21 protein-coding genes and 1 pseudogene are annotated in these 26,209 nt (G+C 45.3%); 4 read left to right on the forward strand and 18 right to left on the reverse strand.

Annotated features, from left to right (window positions below; genetic code table 11):
* Positions 1-5: 5 nt before the first annotated feature.
* Positions 6-596 (reverse strand): hypothetical protein, encoded by a 591-nt coding sequence (locus HMPREF1254_RS01035; protein WP_023056800.1) that lies wholly within the window; start codon positions 594-596, stop codon positions 6-8.
* 141 nt (positions 597-737) lie between these two features.
* Between HMPREF1254_RS01035 and HMPREF1254_RS01040 the strand changes: the two genes are divergently transcribed.
* Positions 738-1,487, forward strand: a complete 750-nt coding sequence (locus tag HMPREF1254_RS01040; protein WP_231385781.1) for a hypothetical protein — start codon at positions 738-740, stop codon at positions 1,485-1,487.
* A 107-nt stretch (positions 1,488-1,594) separates the two neighbouring features.
* On the opposite strand, the gene HMPREF1254_RS01045 is transcribed toward HMPREF1254_RS01040, so the two are convergent.
* The 17 genes and pseudogenes from HMPREF1254_RS01045 to holA all read right to left on the reverse strand — a co-directional run bounded on the left by HMPREF1254_RS01045 (position 1,595) and on the right by holA (position 22,379).
* The gene (locus HMPREF1254_RS01045) at positions 1,595-3,520 is read right to left on the reverse strand and encodes a heavy metal translocating P-type ATPase (RefSeq protein WP_023056789.1); all 1,926 of its coding nucleotides are present in this window, start codon (positions 3,518-3,520) and stop codon (positions 1,595-1,597) included.
* A 73-nt stretch (positions 3,521-3,593) separates the two neighbouring features.
* Positions 3,594-3,803, reverse strand: coding sequence for a heavy-metal-associated domain-containing protein (locus tag HMPREF1254_RS01050; RefSeq protein ID WP_023056771.1), 210 nt, complete (start codon positions 3,801-3,803; stop codon positions 3,594-3,596).
* A 92-nt stretch (positions 3,804-3,895) separates the two neighbouring features.
* Positions 3,896-4,513, reverse strand: coding sequence for a helix-turn-helix domain-containing protein (locus HMPREF1254_RS01055; protein WP_023056766.1), 618 nt, complete (start codon positions 4,511-4,513; stop codon positions 3,896-3,898).
* Positions 4,514-5,109: 596 nt separating this feature from the next.
* Positions 5,110-6,483: an MATE family efflux transporter gene (locus tag HMPREF1254_RS01060; protein WP_023056782.1), complete on the reverse strand. Its 1,374-nt coding sequence runs from the start codon at positions 6,481-6,483 to the stop codon at positions 5,110-5,112.
* Between the two features lie 81 nt (positions 6,484-6,564).
* Positions 6,565-6,690, reverse strand: a pseudogene (locus HMPREF1254_RS11555) (SDR family NAD(P)-dependent oxidoreductase); the annotation flags it as partial.
* A gap of 74 nt (positions 6,691-6,764) precedes the next feature.
* Positions 6,765-7,856: a UDP-N-acetyl glucosamine 2-epimerase gene (locus HMPREF1254_RS01065; protein WP_023056777.1), complete on the reverse strand. Its 1,092-nt coding sequence runs from the start codon at positions 7,854-7,856 to the stop codon at positions 6,765-6,767.
* A gap of 186 nt (positions 7,857-8,042) precedes the next feature.
* Positions 8,043-8,891 (reverse strand): hypothetical protein, encoded by an 849-nt coding sequence (locus tag HMPREF1254_RS01070; protein ID WP_023056788.1) that lies wholly within the window; start codon positions 8,889-8,891, stop codon positions 8,043-8,045.
* Positions 8,888-12,553, reverse strand: a complete 3,666-nt coding sequence (locus HMPREF1254_RS01075) for an ATP-binding protein (RefSeq protein ID WP_023056773.1) — start codon at positions 12,551-12,553, stop codon at positions 8,888-8,890. The genes HMPREF1254_RS01070 and HMPREF1254_RS01075 overlap by 4 nt, the downstream gene beginning before the upstream one ends.
* Positions 12,537-13,091, reverse strand: a complete 555-nt coding sequence (locus HMPREF1254_RS01080; protein WP_023056770.1) for a condensin complex protein MksE — start codon at positions 13,089-13,091, stop codon at positions 12,537-12,539. Before HMPREF1254_RS01080 ends, HMPREF1254_RS01075 begins: the two co-directional genes overlap by 17 nt.
* A complete protein-coding gene (locus tag HMPREF1254_RS01085; protein ID WP_023056765.1) occupies positions 13,091-14,290 on the reverse strand; it encodes a hypothetical protein in 1,200 nt (399 codons plus the stop codon). The genes HMPREF1254_RS01080 and HMPREF1254_RS01085 overlap by 1 nt, the downstream gene beginning before the upstream one ends.
* 399 nt (positions 14,291-14,689) lie before the next feature.
* Positions 14,690-15,640, reverse strand: a complete 951-nt coding sequence (locus tag HMPREF1254_RS01090; protein ID WP_023056772.1) for an SPFH domain-containing protein — start codon at positions 15,638-15,640, stop codon at positions 14,690-14,692.
* 32 nt (positions 15,641-15,672) lie between these two features.
* Positions 15,673-16,170: an NfeD family protein gene (locus HMPREF1254_RS01095; RefSeq protein ID WP_023056776.1), complete on the reverse strand. Its 498-nt coding sequence runs from the start codon at positions 16,168-16,170 to the stop codon at positions 15,673-15,675.
* A 445-nt stretch (positions 16,171-16,615) separates the two neighbouring features.
* Entirely contained in the window at positions 16,616-17,539 is a 924-nt protein-coding gene (locus tag HMPREF1254_RS01100; RefSeq protein ID WP_023056780.1) for a M48 family metallopeptidase, read from the reverse strand.
* Positions 17,540-17,894: 355 nt separating this feature from the next.
* Complete coding sequence (locus HMPREF1254_RS01105) at positions 17,895-18,806, reverse strand: dihydroorotate dehydrogenase (RefSeq protein ID WP_023056778.1); 912 nt, start codon at positions 18,804-18,806, stop codon at positions 17,895-17,897.
* Positions 18,794-19,570 (reverse strand): dihydroorotate dehydrogenase electron transfer subunit, encoded by a 777-nt coding sequence (locus HMPREF1254_RS01110; RefSeq protein ID WP_023056807.1) that lies wholly within the window; start codon positions 19,568-19,570, stop codon positions 18,794-18,796. Before HMPREF1254_RS01110 ends, HMPREF1254_RS01105 begins: the two co-directional genes overlap by 13 nt.
* A gap of 351 nt (positions 19,571-19,921) precedes the next feature.
* The gene (locus HMPREF1254_RS01115; protein ID WP_036880125.1) at positions 19,922-20,389 is read right to left on the reverse strand and encodes a helix-turn-helix domain-containing protein; all 468 of its coding nucleotides are present in this window, start codon (positions 20,387-20,389) and stop codon (positions 19,922-19,924) included.
* Positions 20,390-21,356: 967 nt separating this feature from the next.
* On the reverse strand, positions 21,357-22,379 hold the full coding sequence (gene holA, locus HMPREF1254_RS01120; RefSeq protein WP_023056775.1) for a DNA polymerase III subunit delta: 1,023 nt from the start codon (positions 22,377-22,379) through the stop codon (positions 21,357-21,359).
* A gap of 140 nt (positions 22,380-22,519) precedes the next feature.
* On the opposite strand from holA, the gene HMPREF1254_RS01125 reads away from it, so the two are divergent.
* The 3 genes from HMPREF1254_RS01125 to HMPREF1254_RS01135 all read left to right on the forward strand — a co-directional run bounded on the left by HMPREF1254_RS01125 (position 22,520) and on the right by HMPREF1254_RS01135 (position 26,049).
* Positions 22,520-22,969 (forward strand): type I restriction enzyme HsdR N-terminal domain-containing protein, encoded by a 450-nt coding sequence (locus HMPREF1254_RS01125; RefSeq protein ID WP_023056786.1) that lies wholly within the window; start codon positions 22,520-22,522, stop codon positions 22,967-22,969.
* A 901-nt stretch (positions 22,970-23,870) separates the two neighbouring features.
* Positions 23,871-25,151: a sialidase family protein gene (locus tag HMPREF1254_RS01130; RefSeq protein ID WP_023056762.1), complete on the forward strand. Its 1,281-nt coding sequence runs from the start codon at positions 23,871-23,873 to the stop codon at positions 25,149-25,151.
* Between the two features lie 82 nt (positions 25,152-25,233).
* On the forward strand, positions 25,234-26,049 hold the full coding sequence (locus HMPREF1254_RS01135) for a TerB family tellurite resistance protein (RefSeq protein ID WP_023056801.1): 816 nt from the start codon (positions 25,234-25,236) through the stop codon (positions 26,047-26,049).
* Positions 26,050-26,209 lie beyond the last annotated feature (160 nt).

A 26,209-nucleotide genomic window follows, 5' to 3' on the forward strand; every position in this document is an offset into this window, starting at 1 on the left:
AGTTTTTATAGATTTAAAAGTTGTTCGTAAACCGAGTTGGTCATGAAGTCAGTACGCTCCCATTTCGGCCACCAGCCCTTCACATTCTGAAACTCCTGTCCCACATTTTTATACTGCTGATAGGTAAATTTGGCATTGACATACCCCTCATCACCGTCACGGGCGATGATAAAACAATGCAGCGTTCGTTGATATCCCACCAGTTCGCCATCCTTCTCAACCGTCTCCAGTACCCATTCTTTCTGCGGGATGGCCACCGACTGGATGCTTACCTTGGGGTATTTCTTTCTAAACAGCTGTGTGCAGGTCTTGCGGTATGTCAACGCATCCTCGCCTTTGTACAGATCCGTGCTATACAAGGGCATGTAATAAGACCCGTTTACTTTCAGCAAGTCAGACTTTCCATCTATCCTGTCGTTAAAGCCAATGGCATCGCCAAGCTCGTGTCCGGCCTGCTCCAACTCCTTCTTGGTCTTCTTCAAAAACTTCGACACCTTTTTATCAAAAGGCTCTTTTTTCTTATCTTGGCTCTGCGCCGACACGTTCGTGACTGATCCCAATAAAAGGACAAACACGACATACCCTATTTTCTTCATTGTCGTATCATTTAAAAGAATGTCGCAAAAATAGCATAAATAAGCAGAGAACCAAAATAACAATTGATAATTAAAATAAAATTACCCTTAAAAGTTTTGCGATATTAGCGCGATAACCTATCTTTGTGCCAGATGAAAAAGATGCACATTTTATTGTTGGTTGGGCTGTTTTGCACCAACATCAGTGCGCAGGAGCGTCGCCCTGTATTTCGGTCAACGGTCGAAAGAACTGACTCTGTGCAAGCCAAACCTACTGATGCTGGCCCCAATCTTCAACCTCACACGGCCGGAACCTATGCCCAACCCATGATTGACAGGCATTTGCCGGCCACACAAACTACGGCTACCGACACACTGCATCTGCCCACCATCAACGCATACGGGCAGGTGTTGCCCTTCCGTTTGTACCCATACGGATGGCTGGGTTGGTACAATTGGGGTCTTCACCCCGGCCTGAATGTCAACCTTGGTGCATCTGTTTTCGCTTTTTTGGGCAAAAACGCACCACGTGGAGCTGGGTTCACACAGAACCTGTCGGCCATGTATGCCATGCCCCTGACCAAGAATTTGTCGCTCGCCGTGGGCGGTTATCTCAACAACATTATATGGAGCCGCACCTCATACCGCGATGCCGGACTGACGGCAGCCTTGGGCTATCGCTTTGATGAACACTGGGAGGCTTATCTCTATGGGCAGAAATCCATCGTCCAAACTCGCTTCACTCCGCTACCGTTGTACGATATGGGCAATTTGGGCGACCGCATTGGTGCTGCGGTGAAATACAATTTCAATCCTTCTTTCAGTGTACAATTATCGGTAGAACGAGGCTGGATGCCCAAAGAAGACAGCCGCTACTTCGATCAATACAACTATCCCGTGCCGGAAAGGTAAACGATAACCAACGTTTATCCATCTTGCCAACCGGTACAAACGCAAACAAGGGGGCAGTGTTAACCACCGACAACCCCTTCTCTTTTTCCACTTGTTTGCACCTTTAACTACTTCACATACTTTAATCTCAAGCTGTTGAGCACCACACTCACGCTCGAAAAGGCCATCAAAGCACTGGCCCACATGGGCGTAATCTGAAAGTGAAGGCCGAAAAGATGCAGCACACCGGCCGCCAACGGAATGCAGACAATGTTGTAGATGAAGGCCCAAAAGAGATTTTGTCTAATCATCGACACCGTCTTCTTGCTCAGATGGATGGCCTGTGGCAAGCGCCGAAGGTCATCGCCCATCATCGTCACCTGCGCCACATCCATGGCCACGTCGGTTCCCCGTCCCATGGCAATGCTCACATCTGCCAGGGCCAGGGCCTGCGTGTCATTGATGCCGTCGCCCACCATGGCCACCTGCTTGCCCTCACGCTGCAGCTTGCGCACCAAGTTTTCTTTATCCTGCGGCAACACCTTACTTTGATAATGTCGGATACCAGCCTGCTGAGCCCAATATTTGGCGGCCTCTTCCTTGTCGCCACTCATCATATAGACCTCCACCCCAGCTTCGTTTTGCAAGGTAAGCATGGCCTCACGGGCATTCGGCTTCAGCGTTTCGCGCGCTTCAAGGGGTAAATCATCGGCCTTGGTAAAATCGATTTGCTGATTCGGAATGGTCAGTGTGCCGGTCTTGTCGATGACCATGGCATTGACCTTACGCAGACTTTCCAGAGCAGTTGCGTCCTTGATGAGCACATTCTTCTCAGCTGCTTTCCCAATGCCCACCATCAATGCCGTAGGTGTTGCCAAGCCCATGGCACACGGACAGGCGATGACCAGCACCGAGACGGCCGACAGAATGGCTTGCGGAAGAGCCTCGTTGCCACCAAGAAGCCACCAGAGCGCGAACGTCAACACGGCTACACCCATGACTACCGGCACAAAGACCAGTGCCAACTTGTCGACAACGCGCTGAACGGGAGCCTTGCTTCCCTGTGCCTGTTGCACCATCTGGATAATCTGAGCCAACGCCGTATGCTCGCCAATCTGTTGGGCTTTAAATCGAAGTTTGCCCTGCGAGATGACGGTACCAGCCAACACCGATGCCCCAACCTGCTTCAAGGCCGGCGTGGGTTCGCCGGTTATCATGCTCTCATCAACATAAGCACCGTCTTCGAGCATGAAGCTGGTCGCCCAGGTCACCTCACCATCTACCGGAACCTTCTCACCCGCACGCACCTCCAGCACGTCACCTATGTTGACGGTAGACAGGGGAACATCATCCGTCTGCTCACCACTGACCAGATGAGCCGTCTTGGGAGACAGACCCATGAGCTGGCGAATGCTGCCGGCCGTGCTGTCCTTGGCCCTCTCTTCCAACAACCTGCCGGTGAGAACGAAGGTGATGATCATCACCGAGGCATCAAAATAGGTGTGCCACTCAATACCCCTGCTGCCCCAAACACGCTCACCGTAAAAGGTGTTGAACGCGCTGAAGACGAAGGCGATGCCCGTGGAGAGTGCCACGAGCGTATCCATGTTGGCCGACTTTTGCAGCATCTGCTTCCAGGCAGATGCGAAGAACTGGCGACCGCAGTAGACAAAATTGGCCAATGCCAGCAGCATGGCCACTTGATTGGACTCTTGGGTTGGCCCCAAAGAAATCCACTTCATCGAAACGGCCATGCACAACACGGCAAAAAGCCACGACAGCAGCGTCTTTCGCTTCAGTTGTCTGTACGCATTGCGCTCAATCTCTTCCACCGACCGGTCACTCTCTATCACGAGGTCATAGCCAATGGCATTGATTTCACGCTTCATCTGTTCGGGTGAAATCTCTTTTTCGTCAAATTCCACCAGCGCGCTTCTGCCCGGCAGACTGACCGTCGCTGACCGTATGCCCGGCAGGGAATTGAGCTTACGCTCCACATGGGCAGAGCAGGCAGAACATGCCATCCCCACCACCGGTATTGTTTTCTTAATCATTTTATGTAGGATAGTTCTTGAGTTTCTGAGTTTTTGAGTTCATGGGTTGGTAAGTTTTTTAGTTGTTGGGTGATTACACCTGAAACTCGTAACCTGCCTCGTCAACAGCCTTCTTCATGTTCGTTGGTTTTATCAACTCTTCATCATAGTTCACCGCAACCGTGTGATTGGCCAGGTCAACCTCAGCCGAATCTACGCCCTTGAGGCACGACAACGTGCGTTCTACCTTGGCTTTGCAGTGGTCGCATGCCATTCCGTTTACTGTAAATGTTTTCTTTTCCATTGTTATATGTTTTAATTGAACACTGCAAAGATACAGCCTTGGTCCACAAAACGTGTTATGGAATTTTGGGAGAAAATTATAAAAAAAGGATATCAGATGGTGTCCAATCCCTTACGCATGTTTTTCTTCAATGACTTGAATTGCGAGGGTGTCATGCCCGTAATTTGCTTAAATTGGCTCGATAGATAAGCCACACTCGAATAATTGAGTTTATAGGCTATCTCGGTGAGCGACAACTGGTCGTAGAAAATCAACTCCTTGACGCGCTCTATGCGTTGTAGAATGAAATAACGCTCTATGGTGATGCCCGTAAACTCACTGAAAAGTTTGCTCAAACTGCTATATTCGCTGTGTAGCTGTTGTGCCAGATAGTCGGAGAGGTTGAGCTGGGAGCGGTTTTCATGATAATGAACCAGGTCGACAATGAGGGTTTTGATGCGGTCGATGGTTTGCTGCTTTTTGTCGTCAAGCAGTTCAAAGCCCAGCTGCCGTAACCCTTTTTCAAGCGTTGCCAACTGCTCTTTGCTGAGCTCATCAGCCAGTTTTACCACCCCCAACTCTACAGATTGGGGTGCGATACCCTGCCGTTGTAGCAACTGCCGCACAGCCATAATGCAACGGTCGCACACCATGTTCTTGATGTACAACACACTTCCGTCGGCAGATGCTCGTTTCTTATCGGCAATGGATGGCTTTTGCTGATTCTTCATCTCGTTACTCCTTTTCCTTCAAACAGCATGAAGTATCATCTGCAAATTTAGCGAATAAGTTTGTAAACGCCATGTGTGTCGGTTGGATTTTTGGCCCGTTCTAACCAACTTTCAGTACAAGAAGTATGCCTACTCATGAAACAAAACCCATGGAAAAAATAAGAATCTTGCTTTTGGATGATAATGAATTTTCTTGACAACATGCCGTTAAATCCTGGCCGTATTTACAGACTATTGTGCCTCACGTCACAAATACGCCAAATATGAGTAAGTTTCGCAAACATTTGAATTTCAATATATTAAGATGGCGACAGACTGTTATATATGGATTTTCCACGCTTTTTCAAGACAAAAGCATTACTTTTAATCACCAATTGACATGCTTTTGGCATGCAACCACATGCGAATTGACCGCCAAAATGAAGTTTCTAAGCGGACAAAAGCATGATTATTGCTGAAAATACGGCTGACGATTCCCAAATAATCTCCTGTTTTGCATCCTCGCGACCTATTGTTTTTCTCCAGATGAAAGACTTTGAAAGGCCATTTTGAAGGCATATTTCAGTCAAAATACGGAACATTTTCAATCTTTCAACTCAACCGTTCTTATCGTTTGGTGCGCCAGCACATTGCGCCTGCCTCAACTCACTGAACGTTTTATATAATAGCGGCAGCGTAAGGAGTATTGAGCAGGCATCGCTGCAAGCCTGACTCATCATCACGCCTTGCAAGCCCAGAAAATGGGGCAGCACAACAATCAGCGGGATGAAGAACAGGCCACTGCGCGAGGCAGCCAGCAGGTTGGCGCGGAACGTCTTACGGATGGTCTGCATCAACATATTAGACATAAGGAAAAACGCCATGGCTGGCAATGACACCAACTGCCAGCGCAAGGCCTGCGTGCCGATGCGGATTACCTCTGAATCGTTGCGGAACAACTCGACAATGGCATCCGAAAAAATCCATCCCAGCACGGTGCAAGTCAGCAAGAAGCAGGTTCCTATCCTCACCGTAAACCAGAAACCCTTCCGCACACGACCATAAAGACGCGCGCCATAGCTGAACCCGCAGAACGGTTGGAATCCATGTCCTAATCCAATGACCGATGCCATGACAATCATGGTAAACCGGTTGGCGATGGACATGGCTGCTACGGCTGCGTCACCATAGCGCGCAGCGGCCACGTTAAGCATGATGCTGGCCACGCTGGTGAGCCCTTGGCGTGACAAAGAAGGTGTACCACCAGCCAGAATTTCCTTGATATAGATGTGCGAGGTGGAAAAATGACGAAAGCTGATGCGGATGCTTCCGCCGTGACGGGTCATGCGCAGCAGTACCACAAAGCTGGCCAGTTGACCGAAAACCGTGGCCAAAGCCGCCCCGGTGATGCCCCAGTCGAGCCAGAATATAAGGATAGGATTAAGTCCAACGTTGACAATGGCACCCGCAACGATGCCCCACATGGCAAATGACGCATTGCCCTGGAAGCGCATCTGGTTGTTCAGACACAACGAACCGGTCATCAAAGGCGCACCAAGGAGTATGACGCCGAGGTATTTCTCCGTGTAAGGCAGGATGGTAGGCGTGCTGCCAAGCCACACGGAGAGAGGCCTCAGCAAGAGAAGGCCAACCACCATGATGAGCAATCCCGCCACAAGGGCATAGAAAAAGCCCGTCGACGCCATGGCTTCAGCATTGTGATGCCGCTGCGCCCCGAGCTCGCGAGCGATGTAGTTGCCTGACCCATTGCCGAAAAAGAAACTGAATGCCTGAATAACGAACATCACAGAGAACACGATGCCCACAGCCGCAACCGCCTGGGTGTTGATTTTTCCCACGAAATAAGTGTCGGCCACATTGTACAGACTAGTAACCAGCATACTGACAATCGTGGGCACAGCCATGGTTCCGATGACCCGATAAACGGGCCCTTGTGTTAAGAATGTATAGTTGTCTCTGTGTTGTTGCATACGAATCTCACGAATTGTGGTGCATGCCGGGTGCCTTCACGGTATGCGTACCGCCCCGACGTTGCTACCCCGGCCTCATGACATAGATGACAAACGCACTTGGTTGCGGCCTGTCAAGATAAGGTCGTAGCCGGTTTTTGCAAACGCACGGGCACAAGCTTCACCTATTCCGCTTGTGGCACCTGTAATCAAAGCAATTTTCTTCATAGCTGAAAAAACACGGCCTTGCTCCGTCCCACGCATGCGCAGGAATGCTGGCAAGGCCCTTGTTGGTAATACGTTTATGGCTGCTCTAATAATATTTGTACGATACGCTCGGCGCTCCTTCCGTCCCAACGGTCGGGAATGGCACATTTCTTCCACGTCCCATTCACCATATCCTTAACGGCCTTGCCCAACAACCGCGCATCTTGGCCCACCAAAACGTTGGAACCTATCTTGACCGTTTCAATATGTTCGGTGTAACTGTTGAGCGTGATGCAGGGAATGTTGTTGAACGTTGCCTCTTCGGCCACATTGCCGCTGTCGGTGATTACACCGCAAGCATGGGCGGTGAGATAGCCAAACTGCAAGTAAGAAAGTGGCTTTATCAACCTGAATGTGGGATGATCAGAACCTAAAAGTTCAGCCACGACAGCTGCCGAACGACTGCGAAGCGGTGCCAACACCATCTTGCCGGCTGCATTGTCGAGCATGGCATGGAGCATGTCTTTAAGGTTTGCCTTGTCTGCCAGCAAAGCCTTGCGGTTCAAAGTGAAAACAATGTATTCGCCTTCTCTCACTGCCAGTTCGTCGAGCACGGTAGGACGTTGCAGCCTACTGTGATTGAAGCGCAACGTATCCATCAAGATATTGCCCACCATGTATATCTTCGACAACTCGGCACCCTCACGGGTGGCAGTGCTGTTGCTGCCCATGCCGGCCGTGAACAACAAGTCGCTCAACCCATCGATGACCAGTCTGTTGATTTCTTTGGGCATGTTGATGTCAAAACTTCGCGTGCCTGCGACCAGGTGCGCCAAGGTGATGCCTTGCTTCTTCGTCACGATGGCCGTCGCCAACGTAGAGGCCAAGTCGTCCACGACAATCACCACATCGGTAGGATGGGTCTGCAAATAATGTTCAAAACCAGCCATGACGAGTCCGGTAAGTTGGTTGAGATTCTCACAATCCACACCCAGATAGGTGTCTGGGCATGGCATTTGAAGATCGTCAAAAAGCGACTTCTCCAGCGTGGGATCGTCCTCTTTACCAGCATAAACCAATTGGTAAGAAATGTTTCTTCCCTCACCCGCCGCCTTATGGATGGCCCTGATGATGGGTGCCACCTTGACAAAGTTGGGCCGTGCGCCCGCTACGATACATATATTCATTGTACTATTTTTCTGCAAAGTTATACATTATTAATAGAACGGCCATACATTTAGACGGAAGAACTTGTCTTTTTGCCCAGACAGAAGCATCTTTTGCGACTTCTGTCATACTACTACAGAATCAGAAGACAAGAAGATTGTTTGCTGTATAGATGCGCTCCCCTTTCATGAGGGACATGCATACGGTTATTCTTTTTGTATATATCCCTCTTGATCGTAACCTTTATGTGTACGATGAATAAGGTCAACCAGAGGCTGTACCCGCTGATCTGTAACAACCATATCTTTGAATTTGTCGTATTGTGCATCGTATCTTTGTCCGCTACCGTGTTGCAAGCGTGTGGCTATGTCGGTGGGAATGAGAAACGAAGCACGCGAACCTAAATGCTTGTAATATTCGGACAAATAGATATGTATACCCGCCAAATCAAAATCACCAAAGTGGATATAAGGGTTAGGAATGGTTTTCAACCATTTTATCAAATCGCCCGATTGAGGATAACGTGATACAAACAACAGTCTGTTGTTAGGAAACAAATAGCGCTGATGGGCTATCTGCACGAAGTTTTCTACATTCTCCATACCTATAACCGTTACGTCTTTTGGAATGACAAACGAAAGATAATCATGGATAAAAGGTAACATGCCAGGTTGAAAACGAAGTGTTTGACGCACGCCCGACAGCTCTACCTCCAACGGTTCGTATCCGTTTACCAAAAAGCCCCTCATTGTTCGTTGCCTCAACAGTTTCGAGTTTCCCGACAATGCCACCTGCCTACTGCGTTCGGTATCATGGTTCAGCTTCATATCCAGTATGGCCTGCACATCTCGCAAATTGTATTTTTCTGCCAAATATTTTTGAAAATAGTCAACAGCAGCTACCTTATACGTCACTCTGCTGCCATGACTAATCGCGACAAGCGCCCCGTCTTGCAGCATTTCGTTTATCCATTTACCCTTTAATTTACTGGCAGCAATCGTTTCGCCGGCAGCCAATGCGCATAGATTTTCCAATAGCGAACGTGTGATATTCATACTTTCATCGTAATAAGTGCTTTGACAAGCGTGTTCGATTTGTGATCTTTTGTGAGCAGATAAGTATATTTGTAATCGGATACCGCATACGATATGGGCGAACTGTTCACTAAATAGATGTTGCGAACATTTGCAAATTTCAGTATTCCCCGTACGTTGTTGGGATGCAATTTACCAATCTCGTCCATCATACAATGTAAGGTAAAGTCGCCAAACTTTCTCGATACCTTTTCCTTAAACACGTTGATAAGCATGATGTTAACCATTGCTTTCACTAAAATGTCCGTACCATCCGATCCCACATTCGATATTTTTTCTATCCAACCCGTGTCGTTATCGTTTTCTTTGATGCGGAATTGCAGTTTGAAGGTATCGCTCAAAACCAACCTACTTCTGTTCGGATTCTCGTTTAAGCACACCATGAAATCAAACAATCGTTTGGTAACCTCTCTGTTGGTATCATCTCTTTGTTGTACAGATGAAAACAGATTCAGTTCGCCTATGTCGTAGCTATGCTCGTCATTAAAGGTTTTCATATCGTTGAGCAATATCATTAAGCGGTCGCTACTGGGCTGACTGCGCAAGACAATTTCTTTAATTACGCCCGCAAAGTTACGCTCGTGGAAGTCGGCATTGATGTCGTTAATGATCTTTCCTATCTCACTGGCGTAGCTGTTAATGCTTCCCACCTCTTTTGATATGCGTTGCAGGATGTCGCCATATCTATCGCTTAGCCTCCTACTATATTCCTCTATTTTGTCATGATCAATAAAGTCGCACAAATTTTGCGCAAATGCCATATAGTCATCATCTGTGTTTAATTGGGTTTTAAAGGCGAAAGTGTTCTTCGTAGAGAAGTAGCTTTTAAACCGATCTACGTTTTGTTTTAACGCATCAGCCTTCCCAAGTTTATCAAATAGGCTGTCTTTTAGCAATTGCAAAACCTGCTCTGTAGGGTCTGTTGATGCCTTTGGTTTGACAGTTGTCCATTCAATTGAAGTTTTGTTCTCTATAGACAGTTTGAAATTGTCAACCGCAGTCAACCCTTTTTCCAATTGATTTTGTTCCGCTTCTTTTTGTCTTATGTCTGTTTCAAACTGCAATTTCTGTTGTCCTAATCGACTACTTCTCAACCTAAATTTTTCATCCAACAGTGCCAATTCATTTTCCAACTTCCTCTTTTCCTCTTTCTTTTTATCCTCTTCGGGCAACCATTCTTCTTTAAACAATAAATACTCGAAATATCGTTTGCGGTTGTTGTTTATAAAATCAAGCTCCTTTTGTAACGCTATCAGCTTATCCTTTATTTGTTGCAAAGCAGTTGTATTCACCCCTTGTCCAGCCAACTCGTTGCTTTCTTGTATTTTTAACTGATTAATCTGATTGTTGATAGCGGTGGTTTTTTCTTGCGTTTCTTGTAGCAACATTTCTATTTTGCTATCTGTTTCTCTACGTTTTGCATTGTTGGCTGATGCGGATTCTTGCTCACAAGCTTTCAACTCCCGATTTCGTTTATTGCGCAATTTCTCTTTTTCTTGTTGGAAGGTAGATAGTTGTTCTTGCTGTTTACTGATTTGCAGGTCGATATTTTCTAATCTTTTTTGTTTTTCCTCCTCGTTTCGTTTATCCCAATCTTGCATTTTAACCTGTTCAACTTTTATCTGTTGTGCCGTTTGTAGCAAGTTGGCTTCTAACGTTTGGTGTGCCATACGCAGTTCTCTAATCTGTTTAGCATACCGATTTTCTATTTGCTGGATGTTCTCTTGGTTGGCAGTGGTACATTCATAAATACGCTTTTTGTTGTCTTCAATCTCTTGTTCAGCATCTTGTTTTTCAGCTTTCAAATCGTCTGGCGTACGGAGTTCACGCTCTATATGCGATAAATCCACATCTACCCCAAAGAGCGAAGCATTGTGTTGACTGCTCAATTGTGGGTGCAGCTGGTTGTTATACAATACATGTTGTTCGTCAACCACCTTGCCAATCGTTTGTTGCCAGCCCTGTTTATGCGTAGACAGCCATTCATAAAACGATCCCTTGTACTGTGCAAGAAGCTCATCAAGTTTAGCTATTTGTTGAGCAAGCTTTTCATTCTTTTGTTCCAAGTCTTTCAGTTGAGCTTGCAATTCCTGCTCTATTTTTTGCCTTTCAGCTTCAGCTTCATGCCTCAGTTCATTGATCTTACTACGATTTTGCTCCTTTTCAATTTCTGTTTTCCTATGCTGTTCATGCAGTTGATCTATTTTATTTTTACATTGTTCCAACTCGTTAGCGTACAAATGCGTATTCTGATATATCAATCTTTTACTCTTTGCAGCCGTCAAATCTGTGTTAGCTGCTTGTATTTTCTCATCAACAGTTTGACTTTCAACATCAAAATGCGCATAAATCTCTTTGTTTCGCTCCTCTTTTTGTTGTGCTATTCGTGCCACTTCCCTGTTGTACACCTCTTGCAAAAGGTTTTTCTTTTCGTTGCAAGTGGCTTCAATGGTGCGAAGTTCTAATTGCAGTTTTTCTGTCAATGCTGCGTATTTATCGGTGATACTCTTATGTTGAAGTGTTAGTTCTTCTTTATATCGTTTCTTATTCTCTATTTCGTTTTTCACAAAATCCTCTTTCTCAATTCTGCTAACCACAGACGAGATATCGCTTTGCTGGTAAAACTTTCTTTTGTCAGCAATTTCTTTCAAACGAGCATCTACCGCTCCCAGCTCACGATTTTTACCATCCTTCTGCTTGTTGTACTTGCCACTTTCTTCTGAAATCAGTCTGTTGATACGCTCAAACTCTTCTTTTAATTTTCCTAATTCTTGATGTAACGAGGGCAAACGCTGCTCATCTCGTTGATAAGTATATACCAATTCGCTGATCAACTCTTTGATTTTAGCGGTAATCAACAATAAGTTACGATAAGCCTTCTCCACTTTATCGGCATCTCTTCGCACCGTAACCACCCCATGCTTGTCGGTTTTATACCACAAATGAACGTCATTGTATTCTTGTTCAAACGCCGACACCTGACTTCTATAATAAGCCAAATCTATAGAAATCTCGTCATCCGTCATCGAACTAATCATGGTGTTTTTGATGAATTCGGCATCCAGTTTCGTGTTCAGAAACACATTTTGAATGGTTCGTGGAATGTTTTGATACTTATTGCTTTCTGCAATGGCATATTTACGAAACTCTGGTTGCACCTCATGTCGGTTTCCAAAGATAATATCGCGATACTCCTCATACCTATCAATGATACGAGAAGTGTGTACCCCTTTGTCTATTTTTTGTTGTATGTGCATCCACTCTGAGTACACTTCACCTTGTTCGCTCATAAGTATCTCTCGCCGATAAGCACAGTCGATAAACCGAAAAGCCACTCTACCCCGATGCTTAAAGGCCAAAATGAAATACGCATTGGCATCTCTTATCACTTCGTAAATGATATAAGAGTTAGGGTACGGAAAATAAAAAGCATCGAAAGACTGCTTTTCACGCGGAATACCCAACTTCAATTTGTCGGCATTGTAGAAAAACAACAACGCTCGTAGCACCGTACTTTTACCGACACCCTGTGTTCCAACAAAGTGAACATTGCCGTCTACCTTTACTTCTGCATACGGAATGTGTGCGCTATTGATGAAAACTATCTTATTCAGGTATCTCATTCTTCACCTCCTCTGATATGGTTAAGCAGTCAACAAGTTCTTCCATGTAATGAAACGCATCTGTGACTACATACTGTTTTGTCACCTCACTAATAAGTTCGGCAAAGCCATTGTCGGTTAACTCTTTCATCAACCGCTCTATGATTTCCTGATGTGTGCTGTGCCTGCCACGAAACAATTGTTCAGCCTTCTCTTTCAACTCAATATCCGAACTCAATCTTACCTCGACGTCTGACGTCATGAATTCAAAGCCTGACGAAAAGGTACCGTTGTATGTTTTCAAGAAATCAAGTATGTCAATCCATTGTGCCATGCGCTCTAATTTGCGCTGCATATCGGCCTTACTCTCTTTTCTGCAAAAATAAAAATACCCATTACCTCCTTCTAACAGAAAGCCAATGCCAGCATAATAGTCGGCATATTCTTGCTGATGGTCTTCCAACAAGTCGTAATAAGCTCTCATGTTTTGCGACGTGCTATTGCGTGAGATAAACATTCCCTTGCTTAATATGCTAAAAATTTCTTCGGTCTTTTTCATTATTTTGCCGGATAAATAAGTGGATACTCTATGTTTTGAGTAGTTTCAGTTTGATTTGTAAAACGCAATTCGCTTTCGTATTGTGTGGCTATTTGGCAAAATAGCACCAGCTTTTCTTCGATGTTCAATTCTCTTTTATACGCATGGTTCATCACGAAAGCAAACAAATGGCTGCCTTGCGCCCTAAAGGCATTCATCATTTCTTGCTGACTCACTACCGATATTCGTTCTTCCTGCTGCTGAATATAAGCCGCATCAATAGCTTCGGCAGCCGTTTGTTGCGCCTTGTTGGGCAACTTGATGCGTTGCATGACGTTTTGAAGAAGTTCTATCGCCCCATCTTCGTTGCGTAAATAGTTGATAGACAGCTTGAGCCTGTATCCCGCTTGTGGCTCTATCCACACAGGATTTGTCTGCCCCATCACCATTTTCACATTGGTATGCTCTTCCCACGTTAGTTGATCTTTCAGGTATTTTATTTGCTGAATTTTCTTGAAAAGTTTATTTTGGTAATCAATGAAATTCAGATAGCCAATAATTTGCCGATCAATTTCCAACAAATTGTGATAAACCTCGTTCAGCTGTAGTTTCACATCTGTCACCACGCTGCGCAACTGTACGTCCATGGCTTGCGCAAAAAACACGGGTTGGTCAACGTCGATTACCTTCTCAACCTCCTTGATGAGCGTTGCAATGGTGTCACGTTTCTCGTCCAAATGGATGAGCCTTGCTCGTTTGACAAGATAATTAGGCTCGTTTTTATACGTATTGTCCACATTTCGTTTCAGGTCTATCACGTTGCGAACAGTGGTAAGTGCTATATTTTTCAGAATCTTTCTTACCTTTTTGTGATAGTCCATGCGGCGGCGCTCATTATTCTCTTTCAGATAGTATTCAATATTCTCATTGAGCGTTGTGATATATTCTGCCACCGAAGCCGTGTTGATTTGTTCGTTTACCTCTAACACTTCTTCAAAGAATTGCAGATACACGTCTTCCATTTCCAAGTAGTTGCCCGATTCGTGTATGATTCCATAGTCTATCAAAAACCTGATTCGCTCTTCTTTATAGTCAACCAATTCGCGTGCATAGTCGGTCTTGAAAGAGAACGATTTGCGCTTGGCGAACATCTCGCGCAGCAATGTCTTCTCTCTCCCCAATACTTTAATCAGTTCTTCTATGGAACGAAATGTTTTCATGTTCGGTTAAATGGTCTTATCTCCTATGGCTCAATTGGCGAGGCATGATGAGCAATAGACTTCTTTTTTTCACGATTTAGTGACTGTGTTTCTACATAGCTGAACGTCCAGTTGTGCGAAGGGGATGTCTTCAAGAACAGACTTACACAAAAAACGGCCTTTGATGACTGATGATAAAATGAATCAAGTCCGTCATTATCTTTGTGGGAAAAATGCGTTTTCGGGATGCTTCCACCCCCTCGCCCATCAATTTAACAACAGACTTGACACCGCCTTAAAATACGAAGAAAGCTTGTTGCCTTTTCTCGCCTTTTGTCAGAAAGACACGCTAAACATGAATTAGTCTACTGTACTTCCGGCTAAGAAAAGGCAACCTCTTCTGGCTATGCAAGCGTTTTGCTATTCGGTCTTGAACAAATCCTTGATGCCTCCGATGCTGCCAAGCAGGTTGGTGGCCTCGTAAGGCAGGTACACGGTCTTTGACTTATCGCCCGAAGCCAGCTCCTGCATCATGGCGATGTACTTCTGGGCCAGGAGGTAATTGGCCGGATTGGTACTTTGTCCCACGGCCTCGGTAATCTTCTGGATGGCGATGGCCTCGGCCTCAGCCTTGCGAATGCGTGCCGTGGCCTCACCCTCGGCAAAGAGAATGGCCTGCTGCTTGGTGGCCTCTGCGCGGTTGATGGTGCTGGTCTTCTCGCCTTCCGACTGCAAGATGGCCGCTTGCTTCTCGCCCTCGCTGGTCAGAATGGTAGCACGTTTGTTACGCTCTGCCTGCATCTGTTTCTCCATGGCCTGCAACACACTCTCGGGTGGCGTGATGTCTTGCAGTTCCACACGGTTCACCTTGATGCCCCACTTGTTGGTGGCGTCGTCGAGAACGGCGCGCAACTTGGTGTTGATGGTGTCGCGCGAGGTGAGTGTCTGGTCCAGTTCCAGCTCGCCGATGATGTTACGCAGGGTGGTCTGTGTGAGCTTCTCGATGGCGTTGGGCAGGTTGTTGATTTCGTAAACGGCCTTAAATGGGTCCACAATCTGGAAATACAACAGGGCATTGATCTGCATCTGAATGTTGTCTTTGGTGATAACATTCTGCTTGTCAAAGTCGTACACCTGCTCGCGTAGGTCGATACTGGTGCTGTAGATGTAGCGGCCGCGGTTGAGTGTCACGATGTTCTTGGCACGGTCGATAAACGGGATAATGACGTTGATGCCAGGACTGAGGGTAGCATAGTACTTGCCCAGACGCTCTACGATTTTGGTTTCTGACTGTGGGATGATGATGATGGCCTGCTTGACGAAAATCAAGGCCAATACAACAATCGCCACTAACACATAGGTTGCAATCATGATATGAAGTTTTTTAGTGAATAATTCATGCGTTACAGGCACCGCTCCACGGTGAGGATGATGCTGTCCATCCTGACCACGCGCACCCGCTCGCCCCGCTGGATGGTTTCCAAGTCGGTGCTGACTGCCTTCCACACGTCGCCGTCAATCTTGACATAGCCGCTGTGTTCGCCCGTGATAGGCTCTTCCACCGTGCCGGTTCGCCCGATGAGGGCCTCGGCATTGCTGACCCGGTTGTCGCCCGAGGCATGCAGGGCATGTACTAATGGCGGTCGCACGAACACGAGGCTCAGCACGGAGCACACGGCGAAAATGATAATCTGAAGCCAGAGTGGCACGTCAAAGAGTGAGACGATCATGGCATCCATCGCACCGATGGCGAAGCAAGTGACAAAGAAATCGCCCGACCCCAGCTCGATAATTAGGCAGAGCATGGCTACGATGGTCCAAACGAGCCATAAATGTTGTGAAATGTATTCTATCATTTGTATAAGGTTTTGGTAAACAGACACCGCTGCAGGTGGAGCCATTCGGAAATGGGGCGCACTGCAAAGAAACGGTGCCGAATTGTATATCAATCCGCAACAAATTTATAGAAAATTCTTGAATTATACGCCTGTTGGGGCAAGAAAAATCGCTCTTTCTGTAGGTGGAAAATAAAAAAAGATGATTGACCCACCAGGGAAGAAGCGTTCATCCTATATTGTGCAGACGGAAGGGCATTGACTTTGCCCGCCAAAGTCAATGACATTGATGCCCAATACCTATGACTTTGGCGGGCAAAGTCAATGCTTTTCCAACGAAAGACATAAACTACTGGAAATCAATATGATGCACATCTTTTAAAAAGGTGTCAGAAGAGGCAGACTATAAATGTTGAACCGATGGCGGACGGATGACCCATCAGCCCAGACAGGACAGGGCCTGGTAGGAACTAACTATCCTACCAGGCCCTGTGAAAGATGGTCGATGCGGTTACTTCCCCGTGTTCCTGTAAAGGCTGGAGGCAGAAACCGTCTTTTGTCGGGATGACTGTTTCTTGTTAGTCAGCTTCCTGCTCGTCTTTGGAGCAGGGGCTGCTGCGACACCCGAGCCACCATTATAATATTGCAAAGCTGTGGGCATAAGACGCTGCAAGGCGGCAATGCGCTTGGCATCGGCGGGGTGAGTGCTGAACATGTCGCTCTGGTTTCCCTTGCCACTGGCCATGCGCTGCCAGAATGGGACGGCCACCCGAGGATCGTAACCGGCCATGGCGGCAAAGATAAGTCCCATGTTGTCGGCCTCCAACTCATGGTCGCGTGAATATTTCAGGTTGCGGAATTGCAATCCTTGTTGGGCCACAACCTGTGCAATCTGTGTGGTGGTATTTCCCACACCCAGCGCACCGAGGGCACCGCCAAGCACCTGCACGCCCAGATGATCCCTGATTTGTTTGCTCATCTGCTCGGCACTGTGACGGGCAACGGCATGCGCTATCTCGTGACCTACAACCACTGCCAGGGACGGTTCGTTCTGTGTATAGGGCAGGAGGCCTTCGTACACCACGATTTTACCACCGGGCATACAGAATGCGTTGGCCTGCTTGTCGGCGACAAGGTTGAACTCCCAGCTATAGTGCTGCAGCTCTTCGCTCAGTCCATGGCTGTTGAAATAGTTCTCAACGGCACGGGCCAGCCGCTGTCCCACGCGCCTCACCATGGCCGTGTTGGCTGCATTGGACGACTTGGTAGCCGAAGCCATGTACTTGTCGTATTCCTGTTTGCTCAAACTAAGCACCTGCTCATCCGAGACCATCAAATTCTGTTTACGGCCCGTGATAGGCACGGTTCGCGTTGTTCCACATGCTACGAGCAATGCTGTAGCAAAGGTCAACAATAAAATTTTAGCTTTATTCATATCCTTGATTTTATAAATTTCAATATTGCAAACTTACAAAAAAATTGATACACGCGGACAATAGTTCATTAAAATTTGAGATAACGCTGGGAAAGGAAAAGGTTGAACTGAAGTCAGTTGATGCACTTGGGCTTATATCATACCCGTTGGCGGAATTAATTTAGTGCATACTTAATTACGTCAACGAGTTATTATGCTCTACTACAAGCCCTTCTAAACTTTGTACACTCTCGCATGAGCATAAAAAAGAAGCAAAGGCTATGCTAATTAATGTATGATGTATTTTCATAGGAAATGTTTTTTTAGAGTCTATGCGGATTCGACAGATGAACGGGATGCGCAGGTTTAAGTCGGTTTAAACATCCAATGCGCCAATGATTTCTGTCACCGAAGCACAGCCATGGTCATCGAGCCAGCGGTTCACACCATCTCGAACGTGGATGGTAGCCATGGGATCGACAAAATTGGCCGTGCCAATCTGGATGGCCGTGGCACCTGCCATGAAGAATTCGAGGGCATCTTTCGCCGTAGAAATCCCTCCAAGTCCAATGACAGGGATGCTGACTGCTTTGGCCACTTGCCATACCATGCGCAACGCTACGGGCTTTACAGCCGGTCCACTGAGACCACCTGTGGCAATGCTCAACACGGGTTTGCGCCGCTCTACGTCAATGGCCATGCCCATGAGGGTGTTGATAAGCGAAACGCTGTCGGCTCCTTCGGCCTCACAAGCTCGTGCTATTTCAGCCACATCGGTGACATTGGGCGACAACTTGACGATGAGTGTCTTGTGATAAGCCCGTCGAACGGCTTTGACAACCGCTGCCGCTCCTGCACAAGATACGCCGAAAGCCATGCCGCCCTCTTTGACATTAGGACAGGAAATATTGAGTTCGATGGCCGGAATCTTGTCCAGGGCATCGATACGGGCCGCACACTCGGCATAATCATCGGGCGTGTTTCCACTGACATTGACGATCATGTGGGTATCGATATCCTTAATCTTTGGATAGATTTCTGTGCAGAAATAGTCAACACCCTTATTCTGCAGGCCCACACAGTTGAGCATGCCATGCGGCGTTTCGGCCATTCGTGGATACTTATTTCCTTGACGAGGATGGAGTGTTGTACCCTTGACAATGATGCCACCGAGCTGATCTAATGGTACCAAATCGGCAAATTCGAGTCCATACCCGAAAGTACCCGAAGCGGTTAAGATTGGATTCTTAAACTCAATGTCATTTATTTTTACATTTAGAGCTGCCATAATAACTTCTTAATATTTAACACTGGACCTTCTGTACAGACGCAGATATGCCCGTCAGTAGTATCTTCCACACAACAAAGACAGGCACCTAAGCCGCACGCCATATCATTCTCTAACGAAACTTCGCATGCTATGTCGTTCTGCGTGGCATAGCGTGCCACTGACATCATCATAGGTTTGGGGCCGCAGGTGGCGATGCGGTCGAATTGCTTTTCCTTGAGAATGGAATGATTGGTTACATAACCTTTCTCGCCTTCTGAACCATCTTCCGTGGTGAGATATAGGTCACCAAACTCACTAAACATGTCCTTTTCAAGCAATTCGTCAGTTGTTCGCGCGCCTAACAAAAACGAAGGGCGCACTCCCATCTCCACTAATCGCTTTCCCAAGAAAAGCATTGGAGCGATTCCCACTCCACCTCCAACGAGCAAGAAACGTTCATCGGTAGAGCGGGGCATGGTAAAACTATTTCCGAGAGGTAACAAACAATTGACCTTGTCACCGGGTTTCTTTCGCACCAGATGACGGGTTCCTTCACCTATTGCGGCCACAAGCAATAATATCTCATTGCGTTCGTAATCCACCATGTTAATGGAAATGGGCCGACGCAAGTAAGTTGTAGGTGAATCGTCAATATGAACCTGTACGAATTGGCCTGGATGCATCTCAGGCAATGCCGATGATGAACGCAATCGCATGAGCCAATGACGATCGCTTAATTGCTCTGTTGCTTGTACAAGGAAATCTTCGCAAATCTTTCTCATTGAACAATTTCGTTATAATAGTATTGAAATAGGGAGTCATGGACAAATCTTAAACCGTGACACGCAAGGATAATGATATTACATATAAACCTCGTTTGTCTGAACGAAGAATAAGCTCAACTTTCAATAGACACCTATTTAAATTGAATAATCGTGAAACACATTATTATATTAAGTGCAAAGTTAGCACAAATAGGACACACTCACAAATGAAAGAAATAAATAAAAACACCTATATCAATAATCGTTCAATCTTTTGTAAGATTGAACAAAATAGAAAAGCTTATTATGAGTATGGAATAACAATAAACCAATTGACTGAAATGACTCAGTTAATGTTACACGAAACGCTTATTTTTTAGGCACAAAAGTTTCCCATGTTTGGTCATCATAGAATACTCTTATTTCGCTTATCTTGCGCGGATTATTGTCAATATATTTCGTAGTGTTATTAGCGACTTGTTGAAGTTGATTACGCTGCTCAACAAAACTTAACTGCGGTTGAACTACATTACTCTCTTGTGGAGTAGAAGGAGAGTCATCAAACTTTAAGACAGACTCAGGAGTAGGTGTTGAAACTGTATAATTATCGATATCACCTGTATATTCATCCATAAACATAGGACCATTGCCATACAATAACCAATCTAAATTAATAGTTGGAAATTTTTTCTTGATAGCATCGATGTGGTTTAATGTTGGTTTTGTACGATCATTAAAAATGCTACTCAAAGAAGCTGGTGAAATATCCAATGCCTCAGCAAAAGTTTGCTGATTCATGTGCTGAGCATTCATCAATTGTTTTATTCGATCTTTCATTTTATCCGTCATTCAACATAAAATAGGCCAAAAAAGGCAATTCTCATTGACTTTACAAAGATAAACAATAAAAATCACAAAACAAACAAATCTATATAATATTTAGTATTCAATAGTTTGAATTTAGTTATTTATATTTATAAAACCTACATTAAAGGAATGTAACACAACAACTTTTTATGTAGATATATAAATCACATTCGTAAATCAAGGCTTTGTATAAATGTAGCAAAAAATTATAAAAAGCTGGGAATAAATGAATTATCGTTTATTCTTCTACAGTATACAGGCTCTATACCATGAAATTAAGTAGGAATCAATGGTTATATGTAGAAAATAGAAGAAGAAAAACATTATAATGATTGATTATCAGCAACTTAATACAAGCTCTTGCTGTTGTATATTTATAATTATCAAACATAAAACCTAAATATTTACGTTTTAAGATTGTGTTTTCATGTTATAATTTTCTTATGTGTTTGTGGATTTACAAAAAGAGTCCACTTTTAAATTTACAATCACAAATTCACGAGAATGTAATCTTTTGCGGTTTTAAATCACAAAAATAGTTAAGCGTAAATTTGTTTGTGGTAGAAAGATGAAAAATCGCCATAATTTCAATATTCTGAAACAAGGTACAGGGTGCGCTTAAATAAGCGAATTATGAGCACACTAAAATGCGAAGAACCTTGACTCCATCAGGGTTTAACGGTAAAAAACATGAAAAATAAAAGTTGTATTCTAGACGAAAATAAGCTAAAATGAGGTCTATTTTTGGCAAAAAGAGCTTTTTAAGCATGCAAAAAGTCCTCTTTAGATGGAAATAGCTACCCTATTAGCGGCCAATTTGAAGTTATTAGGGACCTATTTGAAATTATTAGAGCCCCATTTGAAGTTATAGAAGGCTTTTGAAGTTTATTTAAGGGGAACCCGTTTGATGTTATTTGTGATCCAAATGGGTATTTTTTCAGTGCAGAATATAAAAAATAAGCTCCTTCATCAAATCCCCTGTCGATGTGTAGGGATTGTTGATTCCTTTGCTTTTAGCATCAATTTCTCTAAACTTAGCAATGATCTGCATGGTTTTCTTACCTGAATAATTTTTCATTCCTGTGATATAATCACGCGCAGCCCACCCTCCTCTTAGATCCAAAAATTGTGCAACGGCATTCTCATTTTTGGAGGGAGCATAATAGGCAATCATCAGATTTTGGAAATAACTGAAGAGCAAAGGAAGAAAAGCATAGATAGACCCAGCTTTAGGATTATTGTCAAAATATTTGATAATCTGGTTAGCTTTGAAAACATCCCGATTGACCAAGGCATTTCTCAGTTCGAAAGCATTGAAATCTTTGCTCACGCCAATTTGCTTTTCAATGACCTCAGGCACAACCACTCGATTGTTTTCCGGAAGTGAAATCAGCAATTTGTCCAGCACAGAAATCATCCGATTCAAATCGGATCCAATATGATCGGCAATCATTGCTGTCGACTTATAATCGATGGTCACATTTTTCTGTTTCAGATACGAAGCGATGAAAGAAGGCAGTTCTGACTCTCTCATCTTTTTACTTTCAAAAACTACGCCCAAAGCTTCAGACCTTCCAATCAGCTTTTTTCGTCTGTCGATGGTACCGTTTTTATGGCAAAGCACCAAGATTGTTGATTTTACAGGATTTTTCAGATATTTTTCAATCACGTCAGTTCCACGCAAGTTTTGCGCTTCTTTCACGATAACGACCCGATATTCGGCCATCATTGGATATCCCTTTGCCAAATCTACAATCTGTGCTGCATTGATGTCTGAACCAAAAACAATGTTTTGATTGAAGTCACGCTCTTCGGGTTGCAGGACATTTTCGGCGATATAATCTGAAATTTTATCGATAAAATACGACTCCTCCCCCATTAATATATAAATAGGTGAAAAATGCCGTGCCTGAAGGTCACGCAAGATAGAATCGTATGTAGGTCCTGTTTTAGCCATCATTACAAAAAGACTTGATACAAATGGGCATGATAAAAAGCTATACAAATTGGCATTTCAATCACGAACCGTGTAATCTCTATCAGGTCTTTTTCTTTTCTTGTTTTTTTATTAACTTTGTATCTGAATGCAAAATTACTAAAATGTATCCATTAAACCTACCCCATTACCAAATAAAATTAGGCGGCACGAAAGACAAGCCCACCATTTTCGACATTCTCCGCAAGAGATATGTAGCACTTACACCAGAAGAATGGGTGAGACAACACTTCATACATTATTTAATAGAGCACAAACACTATCCCGCCACCTTGTTAGCTAACGAAATAAAACTCAACATGGCCGGCAAAACACTGCGAGCCGACAGTGTTCTGTACGATTCGCACCTACGTCCCAGGATGATCATAGAATATAAGGCACCATCCATCCCCATTACACAAAAGGTATTCGACCAAATATCCACCTATAATTTCCTGCTGCATGTCGACTATCTCATTGTCAGCAACGGCATTGATTCTTATTGCTGCAAAATGGATTATGAAAATAAAAAATATTTATATTTAGACCATATTCCAGAGTACGAAAATATTTAACAAAACAGAACCTTTTTACGCTCATAAAACTGAAATTAAAAAGGAAGGAAATTGCTATTAAATTATAAATCGTGTAGGAGGTAAACACTAATCATTGGCGTTTACCTCCTACTCGATTACAATTTCAAGACACCAGACGTCAATTTTCCATTCTTTGATTATCGCTCAAAAACAGCCCACACGCAGCCAAGCCATCACGAATGCACTTTTTGCTTTCTCCTATCTGAATGGCATTGCGGAGAAGTTAGCCATCCTTTCGGGCAACATTGAGAAACATCTGCCAAAGAGAGTGCACCGCACGTCATCATGAAGGCAACGGTGTATGGCCGGAAAAGCAATGCGTTTCGTAGATTCTTCGGCCACATTGTCCACTACCATTTCCTGCTATTGTGTAAGAAAAACATACATGTAAAACGGTACATGAAAACTGACGAAATAGAAAGAATTGATAGGCACGGACTCACCTTACATACATCTTTAGAGGAATCAAAGTCTGTTTTTTAATCTAAAAACACGACCTGAATGCGACAAAAGGCATCACTTTCGCTGTTATTCCCATGCCATTGGTGAGCAAAAGCATGCATCTTGGCGGGCAATAGCAGGCATCTTGGCATTCAAAAGCATTGCTTTTAAACAACAATTCAGGTAAAGACGATGAGAAAACGGATATCACATAACGTATTAACCTAACAATCAGCAATTTATGAAAATCGCTCATTTTCGGCGTATTTGACACCAGTGTGCGTGTTGCTCACCTACGGACGAATCCTGAAGAGGTTATTGTAAAGATAAATTCGAATCTTTCCGGATTTTTTATTTAACGGGAGTTTAGCGATGAAATCACAGCTGCTTTCAAAAATTTTCCGTACATTTGCCAACATCAAACAATATTTGGAACACAATGAACAACAAGAATTTTGCTATGCTCACACATCACAACCACATCCATCAGTTAGTCGGCACGCATCTTCGCACGGTCAGCAGCATCGCCGTGCTCATGCTCTCCATCAGCACCCTTGCCACCAATGAGGGTCACAGCCGGCAACGACTTTTCACGACAGGTGAAAAGGATGCCATCCCCTATCGCATCCCCGCCATCACCACTTGCAGCAACGGCGACATCATCGCTGCGTCAGACTACCGCTATTGCGGCTCTGACATTGGCTATGGAGCCGTGGACTTGGTCTATCGCATCAGCGGCGACAATGGCAAGACCTGGTCGGAAGAGAAGATATTGGCCGACGGACAGGGCAACGAAGCTGACATCAAGTGGGATTATGCTTTTGGCGACTGCGCCTTGGTGGCCGACAAAAACAGCAGCGAGGTGCTGGCTACTTGCGCGGCCGGCAAAACCGTATATTTCCAAGCAACGCGCAACAACCCTAACCGCATCGCCATCTTCCGCAGTTATGACAACGGAAAGACATGGGACAAAGGCCACGAAATCACCGAGCAGATATACCCCCTGTTCGACCAACGAAAGGCCGGCCCCATCCAGTCGCTCTTCTTCACGTCGGGCAAGATACACCAAAGCCGCCACGTCAAGGTAGGCAAATACTACCGTCTGTACGTCGGTCTGTGCACCTTGTCAGGCAACTTCGTGCTCTACAGCGACGATTTTGGCCGACAGTGGAACGTGCTGGGCGACATCAACACATCTCCCTGTCGCGACGGTGACGAGGTGAAATGCGAAGAATTGCCCGACGGCAGTCTCATACTCAGTTCGCGTCACAACGGCAGACTGTTCAACGTCTTCACCTTCAGCAACCTCAAAAAGGCCGAAGGCTCCTGGGGGCAACGCGCCAAAGCGGCTGTCTTCACAGGCATCGAGAATGAGTGTAATGGTGAAATCTTAGTCGTCCCAGCCATACGCAAAGCCGATGGCAAGAAAACGTTCGTAGCCATTCAGTCGATTCCTTTCGGTCCTCAGCGAACACGCATCGGCTTCTTTTACAAAGACTTGGGCAAGAAACATCTCACATCCCAGCAGTTGGCCGACGGCTGGCAGCGAGGCATGATGTTGGCAACTGGTCTAGGAGCCTACTCTACCATGACGCTTCAGAAAAATGGGAGAATTGGATTTTTATGGGAATCGGGTCCCACCATCTACAACATCGACTATCAAAGTTTGAAGCTTGAGGACATCACCAACGGGCAATATCAGCTCAAGGGGAAGTTCTGAAACACACGAAAAGCCTGGGGAATAAAAAGAAATACAATGGCAACACGCCATGCAAGCATGAATAAAATTAAATGAGAGAATAATGGCAGCAGGCAAATGGATAGGCGGAATATTAGGATTGATGCAGGGAGGGCCATTGGGCGCACTCGCTGGATTTGCAATTGGGTGGCTCTTCGACAGCGGCTTAGACAGTTTCAGTGAAGGAGGATCGGGTGACGAATATCGACAACATCAGGGCAACAGGTATGCGCAATACAATCAACAGCAACGTCAATACGCCGAAGGACAGCGCAACACGTTCCTCTTTTCCATCCTCGCATTGGCCTCGTATGTCATCCGAGCCGACGGCAAGGTGATGCATTCGGAGATGCAAACGGTACGCAACTTCCTCAGACAGAACTTTGGTGAGGTGGCAGTGAAGCAGGGAGAGGAGATTCTTCTCAGGCTTTTCGAGCAACAAAAGCAAATGGGGTGGCAGCAGTTCAGCAACACCATCCGGCAAGCATGCATCCAAATTAGCTTCAATATGGGCTATTCTGAACGGCTACAGCTGTTCAACTTCCTGGTAATCATCGCCCAAGCCGATGGCATGATTGTCAGTGAAGAGGTTAATGTTCTGAAAGAGATAGCCCAATACCTGGGACTTTCTGCCGCCGATGTCGACTCGATGCTCAACCTCAAAGACAGCTCTACAAACCTCGAAGCGGCTTACAGAGTACTGGGAATTGCCCCCTCAGCCACCAACGATGAGGTGAAAAAGGCTTATCGGCAGATGGCCCTGAAGCATCATCCCGACCGCGTTTCCACGCTGGGTAACGACGTGAAGAAGGCTGCCCAGAAGAAGTTTCAGGAAATCAACAATGCCAAAGACCTCATTTACAAAGCCCGCGGCATGTAGCCATACGCCCCCCCTCGCTCACCAATGGCATCCGCAGTGGATTTTTCTCAAGCTGCGGTAAGGGCTACAGCGATGGAAGTTGGAGAGGCAAAGTACCGTTTGTTTGACTTATATTTGTAAACGTTTTATAATTTACGTTAATTCAAAGGGTGAAAATAGG

The organism is Prevotella sp. BV3P1 (assembly GCF_000479005.1).
Classification (GTDB): domain Bacteria; phylum Bacteroidota; class Bacteroidia; order Bacteroidales; family Bacteroidaceae; genus Prevotella.